The sequence below is a fragment of the Huijunlia imazamoxiresistens genome, assembly GCF_037132455.1.
Taxonomy (GTDB): Bacteria; Bacteroidota; Bacteroidia; order Chitinophagales; family Chitinophagaceae; genus Flavisolibacter; species Flavisolibacter imazamoxiresistens.
Genome location: NZ_JBBBEI010000005.1, coordinates 1 through 20,565, shown reverse-complemented (window position 1 = coordinate 20,565; position 20,565 = coordinate 1). Strand labels below are relative to the sequence as shown.

Below are 20,565 nucleotides of genomic sequence, written 5' to 3'. Positions count from 1 at the left end.
TGCCCGGAGCAATTTCGGGCTGCGAAGTACCGGTTATTTTTTCAAACAACCAAATTTATTTTTGTACTTTTTTTTGCAATCCGAAACTTCAGAGCCACTTGTCGGAATCGAACCAACGACCTACTGATTACAAATCAGTTGCTCTACCAGCTGAGCTAAAGTGGCGTTTTGTTTACTTTTAAAGAACTGTATTCCGTTGTGGGGAGTGCAAAAGTAAGGGGATTCGCCAAACCACCAACAATTTCGCCAAATTTTTTTTTGATTTTTTAAAGGCAAAAAAAAGACCCCTGATTATCAGGGGTCTACACATAATTCGGGAGTTTTTAAGCTACTTGTTTTTCTTTCTTTCTTTTGATTTGGTTGACCAGCGAATCGAAAGCCTCATCAAAAGATGCTTCGAACGATTTGCTGGTTGATTTTACGAAAAAATCAGCCTTGGGTACATGCACTCTGATCTCAGCTATTTTGTCCTTGATCGTATGTACCACATTATCAAGCTTCAAGAACACGTCGACCTTAATAATCCTGTCATGGAATGTATTCAACTTCTCAACCTTTTTGGTTACATACTCTACCAATCTCCTGTCGGCGTCAAAATGAAGCGTTTGAATGTGTACGTTCATAGAAGTGATATTTTACGTGAAAGAATAAATAAAGAGCTGTTGTTTTGGGGTAACAGATTTCTATGAAGTTAGGCCATCAGGGGATTTAATCCAAGAATAACCCGGAAAAAGTTACCAGAAAATGACACCCTTTTTTCAGGCTTTGGGATGCGCCTGTTTGTAGATAGTTTTGAGCTTTTCAATGGTGTTGTGGGTGTATACCTGGGTGGCTGCCAGGCTGCTATGCCCCAGCAGTTCCTTCACCGCGTTCAGGTCGGCGCCGCTGTTGGTGAGGTGGGTGGCAAAACTGTGCCGCAGCACGTGCGGACTCTTCTTTTCGATGGTCGTTACCAGGCCCAGGTACTTCTTCACCGTGGCATACACGCTGCGCGGCGACAAGGGCGCCCCTTTTTCCGTTACCAGCACCGTGGTGGCCAGGGGCCCCTCCCCTGCCGCTAACGCCCTTTTAGCGCCCAAATACGCCTGTAGCTCGGCCATAAGGGCGGCGCTGAGGGGCAGGATCCGCTCCTTGCCGCCTTTGCCCAGCACCTTCAGCGTGCACTGGGCGGGATGGAGGCCTGCTTCCTGCAGCCCCGTCAGCTCGCTCAGGCGCATGCCGGTATGGTACAGCAGCAGCAGCAGCAGGCGGTCGGTCCGCCCCTTCCAGTCGTCGGGGAACTCTACGAGCTGCAGCAGGTTGGCCATTTCCGCTTCGCCTACAAACTGCGGCAGGCGCTTTTCAGATTTAGGCGCCACTATTTTGGCCATGGGGGTCTGCTCCACCGTTCCGGTCTTTACCTGGTACTTGAAGAAGGAGCGCAGGGTGGAGATCTTCCGGTTGAGGGTCTTGCCCGTCCATCCTTCGTCCTTAAGGGAAGCCAGCCAGGTGCGGATATAGCTGTGGCTGATCTGCGGCAGGGAAAGGGCGCCGTAGGTGCGTTGCAAAAAATCAAAAAACTGGTCCAGGTCGGCCTGGTAGGCCAGCAGGGTGTGCGGGGAGAAGCGTTTTTCCAAACGCAGGTAGTCCAGGAAGGACTGAACGGGGGGAGGCGGAGGGGATGGCTGCATAAAAGAATAGCTGCAAAGTAGGAAACTTTGCAGCTATTCAATCAATATCCTGGCAGAGAGGTATTAAGCTTCAATCTTGCCGCTGGCTATCTGTTGCTTGTAGACGGCTTTCAGCACTTGGCCACGACGCCGGATGGACGGCTTAATGAACGCCTGGCGTTCACGCAACTGCAACAAGATCTTAGCCTTTTCGAATTTCTTCTTGTACTTCTTCAGGGCCTTGTCTATGTTTTCGCAGTCTTTCGAATCGATGATTAGCATAATATTATACCTCCTTTAATTGCTTTTTACTTTTTGGGATTGCAAAGATAAGGCCCATTTTTAATTTCTTCCAAAAGAAAAATCAAAAACCCCGAAATTTACGCCATGTTTACCGGAATTATCGAAGCCCTGGGCCAGGTGAAACGCGTAAGTGCGCAGGGAACGAACAAAACCTTCTGGGTGGAATCGCCCCTGTTTGCCGACCTGAAAGTGGACCAGAGCCTTGCCCATAACGGCGTGTGCCTGACCGTGGAACGCCTGGAGGACGGCCTTCACCAGGTAACGGCCGTGAAGGAAACCCTGGAGAAAACCAGCCTGCACCAATGGGAAGCGGGCAGCTTTGTGAACCTCGAACGCAGCCTGCAGCCCTCCAGCCGCCTGGACGGCCATTTTGTACAGGGCCATGTGGATGCCACCGGCCGTTGCCGCAGCATGACCGATTGCGGCGGCAGCACCGAGATCGTGTTTGAATTCCCCGAAGGCTTCGCGCCCCTGGTCATTGAAAAGGGCTCTATCTGCATCGACGGCATCAGCCTCACTGCCTTCGACGTCAGCCGCAACACGCTCAAAGTGGCGATCATTCCCTACACCTTCGCCCACACCAACCTGCAGTATTTAAAGGAAGGCGCCCCGGTGAACCTCGAATTCGACATGATCGGTAAATATATATTAAGAAACGCCCGGCTTTCTGCCTGATTTCCGCAGATGATCAATCCTTGGCAACTTCCCCATAAGGCAGGCGGCAAATTTTTCCTGCCCGGGATCCGTACGGCGCGCACCCAGTTCGTGCTGGTGGTGCTGGCCTGGCTGCTGGTGCAGGGGGGCCTGTTGCTGCATACCGGCATCCAGCCGGTGCTGGAAAGTGAAAAATACATCCGCGCCGCCCAACGCCTGCTGCAAACCGGCGCGCTGCCCGGCGTCCGCTATTTCTTTTACCTGACCACCACGCTGGTCATCGCCTTCAGCCTGAAGCTGAAGGGCGGCTTTGGCCTGGCGGTGGCGCTGCAGCTGCTGGCCAACCTGCTGGCGACGCTGGCCTTCTTCCGGGCCCTGCGCCGGCTGCAGGCGGCTCCCTTCAGTGCACTCCTGACCACGCAGCTGCTCCTGGCCTGCCTGCCCTACCAGCACTGGAATGTGTACCTGTACACCGAATCGCTGTTCTACAGCGCCTCCCTGCTGTTTTTCGCTTCCTGCCTGCGGCGGCCGCCGCTGACCCTGCGGGTCGTGGGCCTGCAGCTGGCCTGTTTGGCGGTGGTCATCGCCTCCCGTCCCCTGGGCATCCTGTTTCTTCCCTGCTGGCTGCTGTACCTGGTGCTGCACGGCAACGGCCGGTTGCGGTTATGGTGGCTACTGGGCCTGGGCGCCGGCCTGCTGGTATCCGCGGCGGCGGCCAACGTGATCCTGGGCAACATCAACGACTGGCAGATCCTGAAGCCGGCGGAATACCATTATATTATCTGCGACCTGCCCACCAGGGGGCGCCACAGCCTGGAACTTTTAAAAGACCGCTCGCCCCTGGGCCAGCTCGCAGCCTATATTACCGCCTATCCCGCGGAGTTCCTGTCCCTGTCGGCCCGGCGGCTGCAGGCCTTTTTCCTGCTGGTGCGGCCTTACTACAGCCCGGCGCACAATGCCTACCTGGCCCTCCTGGGCGCCCTGTTCTACCTGCCCCTTATCGGCAACCTGCTGCGGGGGTCCCGCCCGCGTCCGCCCTATGCCTGGCTGTCCGCCCTGCTGATCGGGTCCTTTGCCCTGGCGGTTTGTTTGCAGTGCGACGACTACCACAACCGGTTCCTGCTGACGCTGGTGCCTGTTTTTCTGTTCTGCGGCCTCTTTCAGCTTTTTGAAAACCTTTTTGCACCAACGGCGGCGCCCCGCCCGGCCTCCCGGCCTTAATGCCCTAACCTTATGAAACGCATTATCTCTTTTTTCGCCCTTCTCTCCCTGGCTGCCAGCCTGGCGCTCCTGTGTTTTTTTAATTACCACTGGACGGTCCCGGCCTACCACCTGCTGGTGATGGCGCTGGTGTACGGGGGGCTGTTCCTGCTCAATGCCGGCATTGCCCTCTTTGTCGGCCACCGGCCCACCCGTTCGGCCCTGCTGTATGGCGTCAACGGGTTGTTCTTCTTTTCCCTTACCCAGTTTTACCTGCTGATGCTGGGAAGCAATTTTTTCTGGAACAAAACCATCACCCTGCCCATCCTGGGCAACTACTTCTTTTCGCTGCCCGACTTCATCGGCATCATGCCGGTGGAAAAATGGATCTCCGGGCTGTTGCTGCTGCTCTACCTGGGCCTGTTGGCCGCCCTGTTCGGGTGGCTGCGTCCCCGGCCGGACGGGCTGCAGGCCGCCGTTCAGCCCTGGAAGCAGCCCGCTAACCGGAAAAAGTCGTGGATGGCCGCCACGGGCCTGCTGGTGCTGGCCGTACTGTTTCACCAGCAGTTGTGGGCGCTGAAGCGGGTGATGCATTTTGCCGAAGAACCCCTGCTGGAATTTACACTCGGCGAAATGTGGGGAAAGGAAAACGACCTGGCCTTTGACCGGGTACGCTACCAGAAAGGCCTGAACGACCGGCCCTGCATCGACTCGGTCCGGCCGAACACGCAAAGCGGCCGCTCCATTATCCTGATCCTGGCCGACGCCCTGCGCAGCGATCACCTGCCGTTTTACGGCTACGACCGCCAGACCGCCCCTTTCCTCGACAGCCTGTACCGGCAACAAAAGCTGCAGGTGGTGAAGAACGCCTTCTCTCCTTCCACCATGACCATCGGCGGCATTTCGGGCCTGTTCTTTTCCCGCAGCTGGAACGAGTTCGGCTACAACGGCCTCAGCCTGATGAAGTTCATGAAGCTTTCGGGCTATCGTACCTATGCCTTTCTCACCGGCTTTCACCGCGACTGGTACGGCCTGTCGGCCCTGTACCGGGGCAACTGCGATTATTATTATGAAAGCTCCAAGAACCCGCGGGTCCAGAACGACGACGACCTGCAGACCCTCCAGGAGTTCCGCAACACCCCGCTGCCGGCCAACTCCTTCGTGTACCTGCACCTGCTGTCCACCCACATGCTGGGCAAGCGCAACCAGCCGTTCCGCAAATTCCTCCCCGACAAGATCGGGCTGACCACCGGTAAGGAAACCGCCCTGGTCAACAACTACGACAACGGCGTCCTGCAGGCCGACTACGTCATCCGCCAGGTGTTTGACCACCTCAAACAGCAAAACCTGCTGCAGAACGCCACCGTGTTTATCGTGGCGGACCATGGCGAACTGTTTGGCGAAAACAACGCCTGGCGGCATGGCGGCAGCGTGCACGAAAAGCTGATCTCCGTGCCGCTGCTCATTTACGACCAGGACCGCGACTGGTACAAAAACCTCGAAGGCGCCACCCTGCTGGATGTGGCCCCCACCGTGGCCGAACGCATCCAGTCGCCGGTGCCCGGGTGCTGGCAGGGCCGTTCGCTGCATGCCCCTCCCGCCGACTTCGAACTGGAGATCAACAGCGTGGAAGCCTGCAGCCAGCCCTATGGAACGCTTTCCAAAACCGGGGACGTATACCACCTCTCGATCCGGAACAACGAAAAAACAGTAGAGCGTGTAGTTGAAAAAAGAAAGGATATTTGGCACCCTGTTTCCCCTTAAAGGGAAGCGGCATTCACCGTTTTCTTACCCAACTGTATGAGCTACCTAAAGAACATCTTCACCACCGGGGCCGTCCGGGAAACACCCAAAAGGATCATTTCCCGATTGGTGGCCGAAATCGCTCCGTCCAGGGGCCGGGTCAACATCATCGAGATCGGGGCCGGCAAAGGAGAGATCACCGCCGAAGTGGTGAAGCGGCTTACCCCTGCCCGCCAGGGCCACTTCCATGTATTCGAGATCGACGAGGCGGCTACGGGTTTCCTGAAGCAGCGGTTCCCGCACGTGCAGGTGCACCATAGCGATGCCTTTCATTTTGCCGGCGCCCTGCCGGGGGATTTTACCGCCAATTACATCATCAGCTCTATCCCGCTTTCGTTTTACAAAAAGGAGCAGATCCGCGACCTGCTGGCCACGATGCTTCAAAAACTGGACACCCAGGGAAAGATCATCATCCTTTTCAGCGCACCCTGGCTCATTCCCCTGCTGAGCAGCGAACTGCCCCAGGGCAAGCTGACGCCCTTCCTGACCTTTCCGCCCTATTTTTTATACACCTGGCAGAGGTGATTTCGGATGTCGGATTTCGGATTTCGAATCACTTGACAATTGATGGGTTCTTTGCTTAAAAGAAACAACCTAAATACGTAATAAAAAGCCCCCGGGTTTCGGGGGCTTTTTATTACGTAAAGCATTATCAACTTTCACGGGGATCCGAAATCCGACATCCGACATCCGAAATCCCACTATCGCATCAGGTACATCTTTCCATAACCCTTATTAAAATACTTATCGGTATTGTCGGCATTCTTGCCGTCGGTGGTGGTGAGCTTTTCCAGCGACTTGCCGTTCAAATTGGTCAGCACCCGGTAGAGGTACACCCCGTTGGCCAGCCGCTGCCCGTATTGGTCCGTGCCGTCCCACTTGAACTCGGTGATGTTGCGGCCGATATGCAGCGGTCCCAGTTCCTCCTTGGTAATCTCCCGCACCACCTTGCCGGTGACCGTCAGCACCTGGATCCGCATATTCTGCGGCACTTCCGAACCTGTCAGGGTAAACACGAAGGCTGTAGAGGTGGTGAAGGGGTTGGGATAGTTCAGCAGGTTGGAGATCATGGGCTTGTTGATGACCTGGAACGCCACCCGGTAATCGCTTTCGCCGGCCTCGTTGCCGCTGACGTCGCGACCCGAAACGATCAGCTCATATTCGCCCTCGCCCGAGTCTTCGGAAAAGGACGGCCGGAACGATAGGGTGGCGGTATTGTCGGCGCTCTGGGTGGCCGGCTGGAACTGCAGGGTATCATTGTCGTAAGCGAACGTCTGGAGGTGCCCGTCGGGATAACGCACTTTTACCGTCATCAGCGCCGTATCGGACAGCAGCAGCTTTTCCGACTCGTCCTTCAGCCGGATCACGATGTGCGGCTTGGCCGACACGATATCGCGGTTCAGGATGTGCACGTTGTCGAAGGTCACGTCCAGGATCGGGCTCTGGTTGTCGCCCCGGACCAGGAAGTTGCGGAAGATGAAGTTATTGAAATGGTGCTGTTCGGGCTGGTCGTTGTCGGGATTAAAGTCCACGTACAGCGAGTTGGCGTCCGTCAGCTCCCGGGTATCGACGTTCAGGGTCAGGGTAAGGGTGTCGCCTCCGGGCAGCGGCCGCGTACGCTCCACGGGCACTACGTGCTCCACGTTGTTGCGGTCGGTAACCACCGCTTTTACCAGCAGGCTGTCGAAGCGGGTGGGGCTGACATTTTTGAATGCCAGCTTCAGCTCGATCGGCTCGCCGGGGGCCAGGGTATCCTTCATCCGGAAATAAAGATTGGGTGCCACGGCTCCTTCCGGCGCCGGGTCGTACGCCAGCCGCCAGTATTTGAGCTGGTAGGGCGTAAAGTTGGCCGAATCGATGCTGGTCATCCGGAGCCGCAGGAAGGGGAATTCCGCCGCATCGATAGAAGAAAGGTCCACCGTGCCCTGGCTGCGGTCGATATTATTGAGCAGGGTGCTGGTGTTCCCGTTGTTGTCGATGCCCTCGATCGTCACCCGGGCAATGTCCGTTGAATTGGCCTCCAGCGAAGTGCCTTCCCAGCTGAACTGCTTCCAGGCTTTGGCCGGGCCGAAGACGGGCGAAGCCACCGTGCCGGAGGAGCCCGAGGAAAGGGGGTCGGCCGACAGGGTCAGCTTATCGTTCAATCCTTCGGTGGCACCCTGCCGGGGCGCAAACTGGGGATTGTTCTTGCTGAAGACGGCGGCAAAAGCCCTCGGCCGGTAGAAGGAATCGATGATGGTCACATTGTTTTTCTTCAACTCGCTGTACAGGGTGTTGTTCGCCCCGTAAATGTTGGCATCCGCCTGCCAGTTGCTGACATACTGGTTGCTGTTGACGGCGGAGTACGGCTGGTTGCGCACCACCACATAAAAGCCGTCGGGCACCTGGCGCAGGAAGTTCAGCGCCTTGCGGCGGCCGGCCGTATCGTTAAAAAACTCGAAGTTGTACATCCGGCTTTCCCCACAGGTCGGCGGCAGGCTGCCGTACAGCCCCTGCCCGCCCGAAACGGCATTGCGCCAGGGCTTGAAGGTGGTTTTATCGAACACATTGAAGATCCAGCCGTAGTTACAGGTATTGCGGATATAGGAGGCGTTGTTCACGTTGACGACCAGGTCGCCCTCCTGGGTGGTAGCCGTACCCCAGACCGCGTTGCGGATAAATAAGTTGTTGCTTACGGGGTCAAAGGTCCAGCGCCGGGAAGTGGAATCGAGGGAAAGGAGTTCCGGCGTGGTCTTGAACTGCTGGTACAGGTGCGACAGGTTGAAGCCGGGTTGCCCGCCCGCCAGGTACAGGAACGAAGAGTTGGTCCACTTGATGCTGCCGGTAGCCGGCACAGTACCCACCCGCCAGAAATAAACGGTATTATCCCGGAGCGAGAGGGTGGGGCTGAATTCCAGCAGGCCGCCGGAGCTGGACAGGGACTGGGAAACCTTCAGCGAAGAGTTGAACAGCTCGGTGGTATCGATCTCCAGCCGGTATTCCTTGCTGCGGCTGAAGGGGTCGGCCGTGGAGGCAAAGAAGTGCGGGTTCGGCTGGCCGACGATCGAAAAATTGTAGGGGTAAACCGGGCGGGCCTCGTCCTCGAAAATGACGAACTCCTTGGTCACCGAGTTGTTGGATTCAAAGAATTCATCCACCTGGTTGTCGGCGTCCACGGTGATGGTCAGCTTGTTGGTGCCCTTGTCGCGCAAGGCGTCGATGGGCAGGTCCACCACCACGGAATCCTCGAAATGGCGGCTGTCCAGGGTTTCGCGGTGCACGACCCGCACGCTGCGGTCGGGGAACTCGCGTTTGAACTCGACGACCATCTTGCGGTTGGTGGTTTTACCGAGGTTGGTCCACCGGGCCTTGACCCGGAAGGAATTCTCGGCCACGGAAATAAAGGTGGGATTGATCTCCACCATGGGGTCCGTCAGGGCGTAGTCGACCTTTTCATGGGTATTCAGCTTCATGGCCGGGTCGCCGTTCAGCTGCAGCTGCGACACGATGGCCTGGGAATAAAAGTCGTTGTCCAGCACCAGGTGGCGGGCGGCGGACACCTTCATCAGCTCGCCGATGGTTTTGCCGTAATCGGTCCGCGCCAGGGCCTGGTAAAAACCGGTGCCCCAGATGTTGAAATAATTTACGATGCCGAAGCTGGTGCTGGCCACAAAGCCGATCATGCCCTTGCCGGGCGCCAGCACGTACTTTTCGGACAGGGCTTCGCGGGCCACGAGGCGCTTGGTATCGAAGCTGTACAGGTTGCCCGCATTGCAGCCGAGCGCCACGAACATGGGGTATTTGCCCACGTTCTTGTACACCTCGGGATTTTCCAGGTTAAAGTCCAGCGTACCGGTGGCGGAGTGGCCAAAATAGGTGATAAAGCTGATGCCTTCGGTCATCAGGCTGTCGAACTTTTTGCTGGTCAGCTGGGAGATCGTTCCGCTGCTGGTGCGGGAAAAGGTAGTGACCTTGCCGCCATAGAGCGTATCGGTGACCACGCTGCTGTAGTAATTCATATACGACTGGATCAGCCCCAGCAGCGACGGCTCGCTGACGCCGATGGTATGCACCACGTTCTTCGTCCAGGCCCGGTCTTCCACTTTCGGCGACAGCGCCTGCTGGTTTGCTTCCTGCTCCTTTACCTTTTTCAGGTATTCGGCAATCTCGGTTTGGTTGATGACCGACAGGCGCCCGATCGGCGTCTGGGGTACGGCACTGCCGTGCTCAGCACTCAACAGGAAGTCGGAAGCCGGGTAGCCAAAGGTGGGCACCAGGTGCAGCAGGGGCAGGTTGGCGTTCGCTTCATAGGTGCGTTGGTCGGTATAGTGCAGGCCTTTGCCCAGCAGGAACACATGCTTCGGGGCCTGGGAAAACCGCTGGCGGGCATACCAGATAAAGTTCCGCACGGCCAGGGGCGTCATTTTAATGCCGAAGCCAAACTGGTCCACCAGCTCGTCGATCAGGTACACCTGGGCCCGGTAGCTGCCGCCGGCGGCGGAGCTGCGGTAGGCCTTGTAATCGTCCACGGCGCTGCCCCCGGAGGTCAGGGCCCCGTTGGTAATGATCAGGTAGTCGCCCTGGTTGGCCGCCTGGGCATAGTTGGTAAAGCTGCGGGAAACCAGCCCGTCGACGGCGGTGATATTGGTTGCTGCCTGGTTCACCAGCACCAGCCGGCGCTCGGTGGCCGAGGGCTGCAGCAACACCTTGACGGTGGAGCCGGTCAGCACGGCTACGTACCGCCTTCCATTGGTCAGGTCATACAACACCGGCGTGGTCGACTGCAGGGAAAAGTTGGTGATCTCCAGGTACTTGGTGCCGGTGCTGGCCGGCAGGGTGAATTCAAAGTTCGTCTGCCCCCCGAAATTGAAGAGACGCGGGTAGGTAAGCTCTATCTTATGGACCACCATTCGGTCCGAAGGACAGCCGGTGGTATTACACAGGTTGGTGACCTGGATGGCGGCGGTGGCAGTCAGTTTGCTGGCGGCAAAGGAGCCCGTTTGGGTAACGGCGTTGAAGGAGTCCACCCGCCCGCCGGTAATGGAATCGCTGTAGGCGGTGGCCCGGAAGTTCCGGCGCCGCCAGGCGTTGCCGGAAACGCTGACCCTGAGGGTAGCGGCCGGCCCGGCGGTATAGGGCTGGAGGTTGGTGAAGGATTGGGAGAGGGACGCATTGGAGCCGATCTCCGTCGAGGTATAGCCCTCGCCTTCGTCGTACCAGGAGGAATATAAAGGCTGGCCGTCGATGACGACCCCTCGGCCGGGGTTGAGGCGGGCCTTATAGTATTGCCCGACGGTATGCATAAAGTAGGGCTCGGGGGTCGGGGTGCCGCTGATGGTATTGGGCGTTTCCGCCAGCCGCCGGTTGGCACCCGTCGGGTTAACCGTCAGAAAATAAACCGCCGTATCCGTGAGCAGGCTCCATTTATCGTTGAGCTGGAATTCGGGCTGCTTGTACAGCTGCTTGTCGGGCTTGCCGTCGTTCAATTCGCCCCAGAACTCGATATAGCCCGCGGAGGAAAGCGCGCCGGTGGCCGAGGAAGTATAAAGGGGTATTTCCTGGCCGTGGCGCCACAGCTGGAACTGTTCGGCGGGCACGCTGCCCAGCCCGGCGGTGTTCAGCGTCGCCTGGGAAATGCGGTGCAGGCCCGTTTTGGCCACTTTGAACTTATAATAGGTTTTTGAAAAGTCGATCCATTCGTTATTGAACACCTGGGCGCTTGCGGCGAAGGCCCACATCGTCAACAATAAAATGAGCACTTTCTTCATGGAAAAGGTTTTAGGAGTTAGGCTTGGATTTTATCGGTTATTATTGCTTACCAGGTCCAGCTGCAGGGAGAAGACGTGGGTAAACAGGGGGTTCGACTGGTTGGCGAGGTTGGTAAAGGCGTAATCGATCTTCACGTTCTGGATGCGGAAGCCGGCGCCGGCGCTGGGCTGGTAGATCCAGACCTTTTTGCGGTTCAGGGTATCGGCATCGGCCAGGGCCCGCTGGAAGTTGTTGATACCTGCCCGCAGGAAGAACACCTTGTTGAAGTCCAGCTCCAGCCCGAGCTTGGGATCGGCGCTGACCGGGTCGGCGCTGAGCAGGGTATTGCGTTTGCCGTCGAAGGTCAGGTCCAGGTTGGCTTCGGCCAGCAGGTTGGCGCTTTCGCCCAGGGGAAAGTCGCGGCCCACGCCCAGCACCAGGCGGGGAGCGGTCATTTCGGTGGACTTGACGGGAATGTCGTTGTTGGTGAGGTAGAGGGTTTCCTTTTCGCGGTCGGTGAAGGAAAAGCTCCAGGCATTGAAGGTGGTGGTAATATCGCGGCCTACCAGCCCGAAGCGCCAGCGGTCGCGGGTCAGTTGCACGCCGGCGTCAAGGCCGAAGCCCCAGGCGCGGGCAAAGGAGCCCACCGAGCGGTGGATGACCTTGGCGTTGAAGCCGAACTGCAGGCTGCGGTCCTCCTCGTCCTGCACCTTCTGGGCCAGGGACAGCAGGAAGGCGTAGTCGGCCGAGCTGAAGGAAGAAACGTTGTTGTAGTTGAGCGAGCCGTCGGGTTCCACCAGTGTCAGGGTATTGGGGATATCATCCACGGCAAAGCGCAGGGCCGTCAGTCCCAGGGTGCGGCGGTTGCCGGACAGGGGCAGGGCCACGCTGGCATAGTCGTACTTGCCGATGCCGGAAAAGTATTCCGAGTGCATGGCGTTGATGTTGGGCACGTCGCGCACGTCGGCCAGGCCGGCGGGGTTCCAGTAGCCGGCGGTGCCGTCGCGAACCGAAGCCACCTGGGCGCTGCCCATCCCCAGGCCGCGGGCGCCGGCGCCGATATTCAGGAACTCGTTTACATATACCCGGAACTGGGCAAGGGAGGGGAAGGCGAGACATACAAAAACAAAGCACAGTAGCGTAACCTTTTTCATGCTGAATGTTTTCAGGTAAGCGATCGCAATTCAATATGTACTAAAATTATTTGCCAGCAGGAAATCCTGGCGGCCCCAGGGCGCTGAAGCCTGTTTTCCGTAGGAAATACGCGTTGAGGTGTGTCACACAGGGGCCTGAACAAGGGATATTGAATAAGGATCTGTCGGATGATTGATGGTAATGGATGACGGACAAAATTACTATCTCCTCTTTAAGATAGTGAAACTTATCGATGAAATCCCCATTTAAACGGAGGATCTGTTTTCAAATTGCTCCGTTCTGCGGGCCCCTGCCTTATTTTTGCGGCCTAAATGAATTTTCTATGAATTTGATAGAGGAATTGCGCTGGAGGGGGATGATCCAGGATATCATGCCCGGCACCGAGGAACAACTGGCCAAGGAAGTGACGGCCGGCTATGTAGGTATCGACCCCACCGCCGATTCGCTGCACATCGGCCACCTGGTACCGATTCTTTTATTGGTGCACCTGCAGCGGGCCGGGCACCGGCCCGTAGCGCTGGTGGGCGGCGCCACCGGCATGGTGGGCGACCCCAGCGGCAAGAGCGCCGAGCGCAACCTGCTGACCGAGGACGTGCTGCAGCAGAACATTGCCGGCATCGAAAAGCAGTTGCGCAAGCTGCTCAATTTCGACTCCGAAGGACCCACCGCCGCCCTGCTGGTGAACAACTACGACTGGTTCAAGAACATGAACTTTTTGAGCTTTATCCGGGATGTGGGCAAGCACATCACCGTCAACTATATGATGAGCAAGGACAGCGTGCGCAAGCGCATCGAGGGGGAGACCGGCATTTCCTTTACCGAGTTCACCTACCAGCTGATCCAGGGTTACGATTTTTACTGGCTGTACCAGAATAAAGGCTGCAAGCTGCAGATGGGCGGCAGCGACCAGTGGGGCAACATCACCACCGGCACCGAACTCATCCGCCGCAAGGCCGGCGGCGAGGCCTTTGCCTTTACCTGCCCGCTGATCACCAAGGCCGACGGCGGCAAGTTCGGAAAAACCGAGCAGGGCAACGTATGGCTCGACCCCGTACGTACCACGCCGTTCCAGTTTTACCAGTTCTGGCTGAATGCGGCCGATGCCGATGCCGAAAAATGGATCAAGATCTACACCATGCTCGACCGGGCGCAGATCGAAGGGCTGATCGCCGAGCACCGGGCCGACGCCTCGAAGCGGGTGCTGCAAAAAGTGCTGGCAAAGGAAATCACCCTGTTGATCCATGGCGAGGCCGAATACCAAAAGGCCATCGAGACCACCGAGAAGCTGTTTGCCCGCCAGAATGCGCCGGCCGACGCACTGAGCGTGGAGGACCTCGAAGGCATGGAAGGCATTGTAAAGGTGGATGTGGAGCGCAGCACCCTGCAAAGCGGTGTGGACATTACCACCTTCCTGGCGGATACCAAAATTTTCCCCAGCAAGGGTGAGGCCCGCAAGATGATCCAGAACGGGGGTGTCAGCATCAACCGCAACAAGGTGGAGAACCTTCAATTTACGGTGGACGCCTCCCTCCTGCTGCACGGACACTATTTGCTGATTCAAAAGGGAAGAAGAAACTACTACCTGGTAAAAGCTATATAAGGGGGGGCGAAACGCCCCCTTTTCAAAAAAATCTGAAGATTTTTTTGGTGCAATCCACCTGGGCTATTATTTTTGCACTCCCAATACGGAATTGAGCTATGGTGTAACGGTAGCACTACAGATTTTGGTTCTGTCTGTCTAGGTTCGAATCCTAGTAGCTCAACAAAAAGGCGAAGATTTTTCTTCGCTTTTTTTGTGCTTATACGTCACCTGACTTTTTACAAATACCCTCTCCTGCCCCTGGCTACACATCCCGGCAAGCATGCATAAAATAAAATTTACCGATTAAAGAACCTCTGTTTTAATAAAGTTGATCAACGCTCATTCTTTGGCAGTTCTGGCACCAAAACACCAGACATTTTTGCACCCCTCTATTGGCACAGGGTCTTCATCAGAAAAGTCATCTGTGATTAACTGTTGCTTGTCTTCTTTTGTAAATCCTTCCATGCTGTCTGTTTCCAGTTCCATCAACCATTTGCGCATCGCATTCCTTTCACCGGAAGCAATCACCTGCGAAATATAAACGCCCCCTGAATAATTCATTATAAACGTATATAAGGACATATGCAATCACTTCCTTTTGCTTTGCTGCTGTAGCTCCAGTAAGCATATCGTTCTGTGGCGCTGAATTATTTCCCGAAATTTTTTTCAACTTTTTTTGGCGAATTCGTATGGACCCCTATTTTTGCACCCCGTTACGGAATTGAGCTATGGTGTAACGGTAGCACTACAGATTTTGGTTCTGTCTGTCTAGGTTCGAATCCTAGTAGCTCAACGAAAAAGCCCCGGTACGTCAACGTCCGGGGCTTTGTTTTTTATAGGCCTACATAATAATGTTCTTCACCGGGTAAATGCGTCCCGGGATATCTTTTTCTCCCAGCATCTCCCTTAAGTCAATTTCAATAGTGCGGCAGATGGCCGTCATCGGGATATCATTGATACCTCCCTCAAAGGGATTCTCGCTCTTATCGCCCACTACTTCCATCACATAAAAGATCCACGAGATCAGCACGGTCATGGGAACGGTCAGCCACACATAGCCCTCACCGATTTTTCCCAACTCTCCTACCAGGCCAAAGGGCAGCACGATCGCCAGCAGCCACACAAATACCTCGCTGAAAAAAGCGTATTGCCGCGGGAAGGGATAACCCTTGATGCGTTCGCAGGCGCCCTGCTGATCGTATAATTGGCCGATCATCCGCCCCAGTTCCACGTGCTTGAAGGTATCCAGGCAGCCCTGCTGGTACAGGTACAGGAGGTGCTCGCTCTGCTTCCGAACAATGTGCGTAGCGGTGTTGGCTTTGTTGTACAGCATCTCCGCTTCATCGTCGTGCAGGAACTGCTTGATCTCTGCCAGCAGGTTCTGGTGCGAAAAGGGCGTTTCCTCCCGGACGATCTTGGTAAACGGGTCGTTCTTTACTTCCCACAGTTTCCGGTTGCGCAGCTGGATGCGTAAGGCATTGACAAAGGCGATATGGCGGTAAACAAGAATGTGCTTGTGTTCCTTCAGCTTCTCGTAGTCCAGGTCCTTGCCGGGCTGCAGGTAATCCAGCAGGGCCACTGCAAAGGTGCGGCTGGTATTGACAACCGAACCCCAGATCTTCCGGGCTTCCCACAGGCGTTCGTAAGAGGAGTTGTTCTTAAAACCTACGTAAAAGGCTACTGCCGTACCGATCAGGCTGATCGGGCCAAAGGGAAGTCCCAAAAAGGTCCAGCCGGCCAGTTCGTACAGGCAGGTAATGATGGAAGAATAGATGAAGAAAACCAGCAGGGGTTTCCAGGCAAAGCTGAGCACAAGGCTGAAGGACAGGTTCCGGGCTGCGTACATAAGGCTGTTCTGTTGTTGACGGTGATAAGGTTAAAGCCCCGGTCCCCGCCTGCAACGATTCCAACGAAGCATGGGGAAGACCGGCAGGCATCAGTTCAACAACATTTGTACAAAGTTTATGCCTCAGCCATTGGAGATAACGATCAGGGATATCCTACATAGGCAAGGAAGTGGGTCGGCAGAAGGTAAATGGCAGGTTTTGCTGCGGCTGGCGTAAAACCTCTCCCCCGCCCCGCCTGCGGCGTGGCGCCCCCTCTCCATGTGGAGAGCTACCGTTAGGACACATCTTTTGCTGAGGACGGTAGCAGGAAGCCCGCAGGGCTTCTCTGGCTCTACGCAGACCTTTCCCATCCGCAAAAGATGTGTCCTAACGGTAGCCCTATGTGGGGAGGGGGTGGTCTAGCCTTAGGCTAGACCGGGGGAGAGGTTACCCCTTGATAAAATTCTTTTGCGATACGGGCAGGATCACGGTAAAAACAGCCCCCTCGCCCGGGTGGCCGTCGGCGGCGATCAGGCCGTAGTGGTTGTCCACGATCTTTTTGCAGATGGCCAGGCCAATGCCGGTGCCGGCGGTCTGGTCCGCCTGCAGCCGCTGGAACACCTCGAAGATTTTATGGGCATACACCTGCTCAAAGCCGATGCCGTTGTCCCTGACCGTCACCAGCACAAAGCGCTCCTTCGTCCAGCTGCGGTGGTTGGCCGACAGGCCCCGGATATACCGCTCAAATTCCGGGTGCTGCAGCAGCTCCTGGCCCGTTACCAGGCGGGCCTGGATGTGGATCAGCGGTGCCTCCTCCTTCCTGCGGAACTTGAGGGCATTGCTCAGCAGGTTTTGGAACAGCTGCCCCATCTGCGAAGGAATGGCCTCGATCACCGGCAGGTCGTCGTGCACCACCCGGGCGCCGTGCTCCTCCAACTGCAGCTCCAGGTCGCCCTGTACCTGGTCCAGCACGTCATTCAGGGCCACGGGTGCAAACTCCTCGCCGGTATGCTTCAGGTTCGAAAACCGAAGGATATCCCCGATCAGGCGCTGCATGCGGAGCGACGAACCGACGATCTTTTCGATATGGACGCCCATTTTCCCCGGCAGGCCGTTCGGCGCCTCGGCTTCCAGCATGGAGGCAAAGGTCATGATCTTCCGCAGGGGCTCCTGCAGATCGTGCGAAGCGATATAGGCAAACTTTTTCAGCTCGATGTTGGCCGACTCCAGCTCCTGTGTCTTGTCGAGCAGTTGCTGGCGGGCCAGGTGCTGCTCGGTTATATCCTGGCCGGTGCCGATCATGCGCACCACCTCCCCGGCTTCGTTCACCACCACCTCCCCTTTCGCCTGGATCACCTTTACCGAGCCGTCGTCCAGCACGATGCGGTGCACATAGGAAGGAAATTCCCTGGTGGCAAATGCCTCCTCAATGGCCTCGTTGACAAAATTGCGGTCGGCGGGATACACGCGGCTGATAAAATCGTCGTAGGACATGGGCTTATCACTGGGCGGAAAGCCGTACACCTTGAACAGGCTGTCCGACCAGGTCAGCTTGTTCTGCAGCACGTCCCACTGCCAGTGACCGATCCGGGCGATGTCCTGGGCCTCGTTGAGCTGGCGGATCATCACCGTTAAATCCTCCCCGGCCTTTTTGCGCTCGGCGATCTCTTTTTCCAGCTCGGCATGAGATTTCAGCGACATGGCTACCGGCAGAATTTTGATGGAGTAGAAGACCGTTACCCAGCTCACCACGCCGGTAGCCAGCCGCACCAGGGCGTTCAGCCGGTAGGCCGGGAACCAGAAGGAAACGGCATCCAGCAAATGCGTGGAACCGCAGGCCAGGATAAAGGCGGCAAACAGGAAATAGGCCCGTACAAACCGGGCGTCGGCCCGGCGGGTAATAAAGCGCAGGATGATCAGCGGAATGGCAAAATAGGCCGACCAGATCAGCAGGTCGCTGAGGATATAAAGCCACCCGTGGAAGCCGGTCCACTCTCCGCAATGCCAGCGGGGCGGCCAGTCCGAGGTGTCGAAAAGTTTGCGGAAAAAGTCTAAGACCTCATTCATATGATGATATCCCACAAATTAATCTGTTCAGCTTACTTTTCAGCGAATTTTTTTGCCTCCTCCATTTTGCTTAACTTATAAAGAAAAGCTGTATGAAAAATTTGCTCATTACCATTGCCCTGAAGCTGGCGGCCTGCTCCGCCCTCTGGGCCCAGGACTGCGGAAATTTTTTGTATATGACCAACAACGCCCAGGTGCAGCTGACGATCTACGATAAGAAGGGAAAGGAAGCGGCTACCCAAACCTGGAAGGTCACCGACGTGAAAAAGGAAGGCGGCGGCTTTACCTCGCAGCTTACGTCCACCATGAAGGACGACAAGGGAAAAGAGATCGCCACCAGCCAGGGATCCTACAAATGCACGGGCGGCAACCTGCAGGCCGACATCCGCATGTCGATGCCCCAGCAGCCGCAGGGCCTGGGCCCTTCCGAGGCCCAGATGACCTCGATGTACCTCGAATACCCCTCCTCCATGAGCGTGGGCCAGAGCCTTAAGGACGTAGACTTCAACATGGATATCACCCTAAGCTCGGGCATTCCGGCCAAGATCAGCTATAAGGCGGAAAACCGCAAGGTAGACGCAAAGGAAAAGGTAACGACGCCGGCCGGATCCTGGGAGGCCTTTATCATCACCTACGACGGCTATATGCGGATAGGCACCGTCATCGGCATCCCGATGTCGTTCAAAGCGAAGGAATGGTTCGTGCCGGGCATGGGCGTGGTGAAAACGGAATCGTACGCGAAAAACGGGAAGCTGAACGGATCAACGATGATCACTTCCATTACGAAATAAAAAAGTCCGGAAGCCGATAAGCCCGGAAGTCCGAAAGAAACGCTTTGAAATTTGTAACTATCGCTTGAGCAACTAATGGAGCTAAAACCGTAACCATTCCTGCCTAAGTAAGCGTCTTTCGGACTTCCGGACGTTCCGACCTCCGGACTTCTAATCTATTACTGCGCTACGGCCAGTTTCTCCAAACACAGCCGCAGGCTTTCCTGCCAGGGCTTCAGCTCAATGCCGAAGGTGCGGGCGAACTTGGTTTTATCCAGCACCGAATACTTGGGCCGGCTGGCCGGTGTGGGGTACTGCTCCGTGGGGATCGGGTGCACCGTGCAGGCAGCATGGGAATAACTGCGGATGGCCTCAGCGAAATCGAACCAGGTGATCACCCCTTCGTTGGTGAAGTGATAAATGCCGGGGACCCAGTTACCGGTTTCCACGATGTGCAGGATGGCCTGCGCCAGGTCGGCCGCATAGGTGGGCGAACCCTGCTGGTCGGCCACCACGTTCAGCTCGGGCCGGCTTTTCATCAGCCGCAGCATGGTTTTGACAAAGTTGTTGCCATACACCGAATACACCCAGGCTGTGCGGATGATGATCGCCTGCGGGTCGTGGGCCTGGGCTTCCTGCTCGCCCTGCAGCTTCGAGCGGCCGTACACGTTGGCCGGCGCTACGGGAGCGTCCTCGGTATAAGGCGCGGAAGCCGTGCCGTCGAATACGTAATCGGTGGAAATATGCACCAGGCGTACGTTATGGGCTGCACAGGCGGCAGCCAGGTGGCCCACTGCGGTGCCGTTGATGGCAAAAGCGGCCTCCACGTCGGTTTCCGCCTTGTCCACGGCCGTATAGGCCGCACAGTTCACCAGGTAGTCGGGCTGCAATTCGGCGATCTTCCGCTCCACATCTTCCTTTACGGTAATGTCGAGCAGGTCGCGGTCGAAAAAGAAAAATTCGTGCCCCGGGTTAGCGGCTGCCAGCTCCTGGAACTCGCTGCCCAGTTGCCCATTGGCACCTATGATAACAATTTTACTCATCGGGATCAAAATTCAAAGTTGGAAACACTGTCCTTAAAAGAGGGAAGCACCAGGTCCTTGTCCGATACCACGGCGCGGCCCGCATCCACCTTCCAGTCGATGTTCAGCTCGGCATCGTCGAAGCGGATGCCTGCCTCGGCCTGCTTGTTGTAAAAGGAGTTGCACTTGTACAGCACAATAGCCGTGGGGCTCAGCACCGAAAAGCCATGTGCAAAACCTTCGGGGATGTACAGCTGCTTTTTGTTCTCCGCCGACAGCTCGATGGAGAAGTGACGGCCATAGGTAGGCGAATTTTTGCGGATATCCACGGCCACGTCCAGGATCGTTCCTTCCAGCACGCGCACCAGCTTGCTCTGGGCTGCGGGGTTGAGCTGGTAGTGCAGTCCGCGGATCACGCCATAGCTGCTCTTCGACTGGTTGTCCTGTACGAAATCGGCGGTAATGCCGGCCTGGTGAAACACTTTTTGGTTGTAGGCTTCGAAAAAATATCCCCGGCTGTCTTCAAATACGGTGGGTTCAACGATCACCAGTCCCGGCAGATCACAAGTAAGAAAAGGCATATTAAAGGCTCCAGTAAGTTCTGTTGGTAAATGTGCCGCGATACATTCCTTTCAGGTCCGCGATCAGGGCATGGGGTTTTGTAATGGATGTAAAATAATCTTCTTTCAGCTGCACATAAGGCTCGTGACCCACGCACACAATCACCGCATCATAATCCTGCCCGGCGCCTTCCACCAGTCCGAAGCCGTATTCGTGCTCCAGCTCCTGGCTGTCGGCATGCGGGTC

General features: G+C 56.5%; 16 protein-coding genes, 3 tRNA genes and 1 pseudogene. 8 read left to right on the top strand and 12 right to left on the bottom strand.

Features of this window, described 5'->3' with window-relative positions; all coding sequences use genetic code 11:
* Positions 1–92: 92 nt before the first annotated feature.
* From V9K67_RS07610 to rpsU, 4 genes are all read right to left on the bottom strand, one after another.
* Positions 93–165, bottom strand: a tRNA-Thr gene (locus tag V9K67_RS07610).
* Positions 166–323: 158 nt separating this feature from the next.
* Positions 324–623: an HPF/RaiA family ribosome-associated protein gene (locus tag V9K67_RS07605; RefSeq protein ID WP_336721211.1), complete on the bottom strand. Its 300-nt coding sequence runs from the start codon at positions 621–623 to the stop codon at positions 324–326.
* Between the two features lie 135 nt (positions 624–758).
* The gene (locus tag V9K67_RS07600) at positions 759–1,670 is read right to left on the bottom strand and encodes a tyrosine-type recombinase/integrase (protein WP_336721210.1); all 912 of its coding nucleotides are present in this window, start codon (positions 1,668–1,670) and stop codon (positions 759–761) included.
* Positions 1,671–1,733: 63 nt separating this feature from the next.
* On the bottom strand, positions 1,734–1,931 hold the full coding sequence (gene rpsU, locus V9K67_RS07595) for a 30S ribosomal protein S21 (RefSeq protein WP_336721208.1): 198 nt from the start codon (positions 1,929–1,931) through the stop codon (positions 1,734–1,736).
* 105 nt (positions 1,932–2,036) lie between these two features.
* On the opposite strand from rpsU, the gene V9K67_RS07590 reads away from it, so the two are divergent.
* From V9K67_RS07590 to V9K67_RS07575, 4 genes are read left to right on the top strand one after another with little or no spacing between them, the layout of a single operon-like run.
* The gene (locus tag V9K67_RS07590; protein ID WP_336721207.1) at positions 2,037–2,627 is read left to right on the top strand and encodes a riboflavin synthase; all 591 of its coding nucleotides are present in this window, start codon (positions 2,037–2,039) and stop codon (positions 2,625–2,627) included.
* Between the two features lie 9 nt (positions 2,628–2,636).
* Positions 2,637–3,827, top strand: coding sequence for a hypothetical protein (locus V9K67_RS07585; protein WP_336721205.1), 1,191 nt, complete (start codon positions 2,637–2,639; stop codon positions 3,825–3,827).
* A gap of 12 nt (positions 3,828–3,839) precedes the next feature.
* Entirely contained in the window at positions 3,840–5,570 is a 1,731-nt protein-coding gene (locus V9K67_RS07580) for a sulfatase-like hydrolase/transferase (protein WP_336721204.1), read from the top strand.
* A gap of 36 nt (positions 5,571–5,606) precedes the next feature.
* Positions 5,607–6,134: a hypothetical protein gene (locus V9K67_RS07575; RefSeq protein WP_336721202.1), complete on the top strand. Its 528-nt coding sequence runs from the start codon at positions 5,607–5,609 to the stop codon at positions 6,132–6,134.
* Between the two features lie 176 nt (positions 6,135–6,310).
* Here V9K67_RS07575 and porU2 read toward each other — a convergent pair whose 3' ends face one another.
* Together porU2 and V9K67_RS07565 are read right to left on the bottom strand one after the other, a co-directional pair.
* A complete protein-coding gene (porU2, locus tag V9K67_RS07570; protein WP_336721201.1) occupies positions 6,311–11,356 on the bottom strand; it encodes a putative type IX secretion system sortase PorU2 in 5,046 nt (1,681 codons plus the stop codon).
* 30 nt (positions 11,357–11,386) lie between these two features.
* Entirely contained in the window at positions 11,387–12,490 is a 1,104-nt protein-coding gene (locus tag V9K67_RS07565; protein ID WP_336721200.1) for a putative type IX sorting system protein PorV2, read from the bottom strand.
* A 323-nt stretch (positions 12,491–12,813) separates the two neighbouring features.
* Between V9K67_RS07565 and tyrS the strand changes: the two genes are divergently transcribed.
* Both tyrS and V9K67_RS07555 read left to right on the top strand, forming a co-directional pair.
* Entirely contained in the window at positions 12,814–14,091 is a 1,278-nt protein-coding gene (gene tyrS / locus V9K67_RS07560) for a tyrosine--tRNA ligase (RefSeq protein WP_336721199.1), read from the top strand.
* 92 nt (positions 14,092–14,183) lie between these two features.
* Positions 14,184–14,254: transfer RNA gene (locus V9K67_RS07555), tRNA-Gln, on the top strand.
* A gap of 158 nt (positions 14,255–14,412) precedes the next feature.
* Here V9K67_RS07555 and V9K67_RS07550 read toward each other — a convergent pair.
* Positions 14,413–14,655 (bottom strand): hypothetical protein, encoded by a 243-nt coding sequence (locus V9K67_RS07550; protein WP_336721197.1) that lies wholly within the window; start codon positions 14,653–14,655, stop codon positions 14,413–14,415.
* 140 nt (positions 14,656–14,795) lie between these two features.
* On the opposite strand from V9K67_RS07550, the gene V9K67_RS07545 reads away from it, so the two are divergent.
* Positions 14,796–14,866, top strand: a tRNA-Gln gene (locus V9K67_RS07545).
* Positions 14,867–14,914: 48 nt separating this feature from the next.
* Here the strand turns inward: V9K67_RS07545 and V9K67_RS07540 are convergent.
* Positions 14,915–15,919 carry a bestrophin family protein gene (locus tag V9K67_RS07540; protein WP_336721196.1) on the bottom strand — a complete coding sequence of 335 codons (1,005 nt, stop codon included), beginning with the start codon at positions 15,917–15,919 and terminating at the stop codon, positions 14,915–14,917.
* A gap of 427 nt (positions 15,920–16,346) precedes the next feature.
* Entirely contained in the window at positions 16,347–17,966 is a 1,620-nt protein-coding gene (locus V9K67_RS07535) for a sensor histidine kinase (protein ID WP_336721195.1), read from the bottom strand.
* Between the two features lie 92 nt (positions 17,967–18,058).
* On the opposite strand from V9K67_RS07535, the gene V9K67_RS07530 reads away from it, so the two are divergent.
* Complete coding sequence (locus V9K67_RS07530) at positions 18,059–18,757, top strand: TapB family protein (RefSeq protein ID WP_336721194.1); 699 nt, start codon at positions 18,059–18,061, stop codon at positions 18,755–18,757.
* A 158-nt stretch (positions 18,758–18,915) separates the two neighbouring features.
* On the opposite strand, the gene rfbD is transcribed toward V9K67_RS07530, so the two are convergent.
* The 3 genes and pseudogenes from rfbD to V9K67_RS07515 form a co-directional block, all read right to left on the bottom strand.
* A complete protein-coding gene (rfbD, locus tag V9K67_RS07525; RefSeq protein ID WP_336721193.1) occupies positions 18,916–19,779 on the bottom strand; it encodes a dTDP-4-dehydrorhamnose reductase in 864 nt (287 codons plus the stop codon).
* Positions 19,780–19,784: 5 nt separating this feature from the next.
* Complete coding sequence (gene rfbC / locus V9K67_RS07520; protein WP_336721192.1) at positions 19,785–20,339, bottom strand: dTDP-4-dehydrorhamnose 3,5-epimerase; 555 nt, start codon at positions 20,337–20,339, stop codon at positions 19,785–19,787.
* Position 20,340: 1 nt separating this feature from the next.
* Positions 20,341–20,565: pseudogene (locus V9K67_RS07515) on the bottom strand (nucleotide sugar dehydrogenase); the annotation flags it as partial.

Coding starts and splice junctions, on each gene's coding strand:
- V9K67_RS07605 (WP_336721211.1), bottom strand. CDS start 623: ATGAACGTACACATTCAAACGCTTCATTTTGACGCCGACAGGAGATTG.
- V9K67_RS07600 (WP_336721210.1), bottom strand. CDS start 1,670: ATGCAGCCATCCCCTCCGCCTCCCCCCGTTCAGTCCTTCCTGGACTAC.
- rpsU (WP_336721208.1), bottom strand. CDS start 1,931: ATGCTAATCATCGATTCGAAAGACTGCGAAAACATAGACAAGGCCCTG.
- V9K67_RS07590 (WP_336721207.1), top strand. CDS start 2,037: ATGTTTACCGGAATTATCGAAGCCCTGGGCCAGGTGAAACGCGTAAGT.
- V9K67_RS07585 (WP_336721205.1), top strand. CDS start 2,637: ATGATCAATCCTTGGCAACTTCCCCATAAGGCAGGCGGCAAATTTTTC.
- V9K67_RS07580 (WP_336721204.1), top strand. CDS start 3,840: ATGAAACGCATTATCTCTTTTTTCGCCCTTCTCTCCCTGGCTGCCAGC.
- V9K67_RS07575 (WP_336721202.1), top strand. CDS start 5,607: ATGAGCTACCTAAAGAACATCTTCACCACCGGGGCCGTCCGGGAAACA.
- porU2 (WP_336721201.1), bottom strand. CDS start 11,356: ATGAAGAAAGTGCTCATTTTATTGTTGACGATGTGGGCCTTCGCCGCA.
- V9K67_RS07565 (WP_336721200.1), bottom strand. CDS start 12,490: ATGAAAAAGGTTACGCTACTGTGCTTTGTTTTTGTATGTCTCGCCTTC.
- tyrS (WP_336721199.1), top strand. CDS start 12,814: ATGAATTTGATAGAGGAATTGCGCTGGAGGGGGATGATCCAGGATATC.
- V9K67_RS07550 (WP_336721197.1), bottom strand. CDS start 14,655: ATGTCCTTATATACGTTTATAATGAATTATTCAGGGGGCGTTTATATT.
- V9K67_RS07540 (WP_336721196.1), bottom strand. CDS start 15,919: ATGTACGCAGCCCGGAACCTGTCCTTCAGCCTTGTGCTCAGCTTTGCC.
- V9K67_RS07535 (WP_336721195.1), bottom strand. CDS start 17,966: ATGAATGAGGTCTTAGACTTTTTCCGCAAACTTTTCGACACCTCGGAC.
- V9K67_RS07530 (WP_336721194.1), top strand. CDS start 18,059: ATGAAAAATTTGCTCATTACCATTGCCCTGAAGCTGGCGGCCTGCTCC.
- rfbD (WP_336721193.1), bottom strand. CDS start 19,779: ATGAGTAAAATTGTTATCATAGGTGCCAATGGGCAACTGGGCAGCGAG.
- rfbC (WP_336721192.1), bottom strand. CDS start 20,339: ATGCCTTTTCTTACTTGTGATCTGCCGGGACTGGTGATCGTTGAACCC.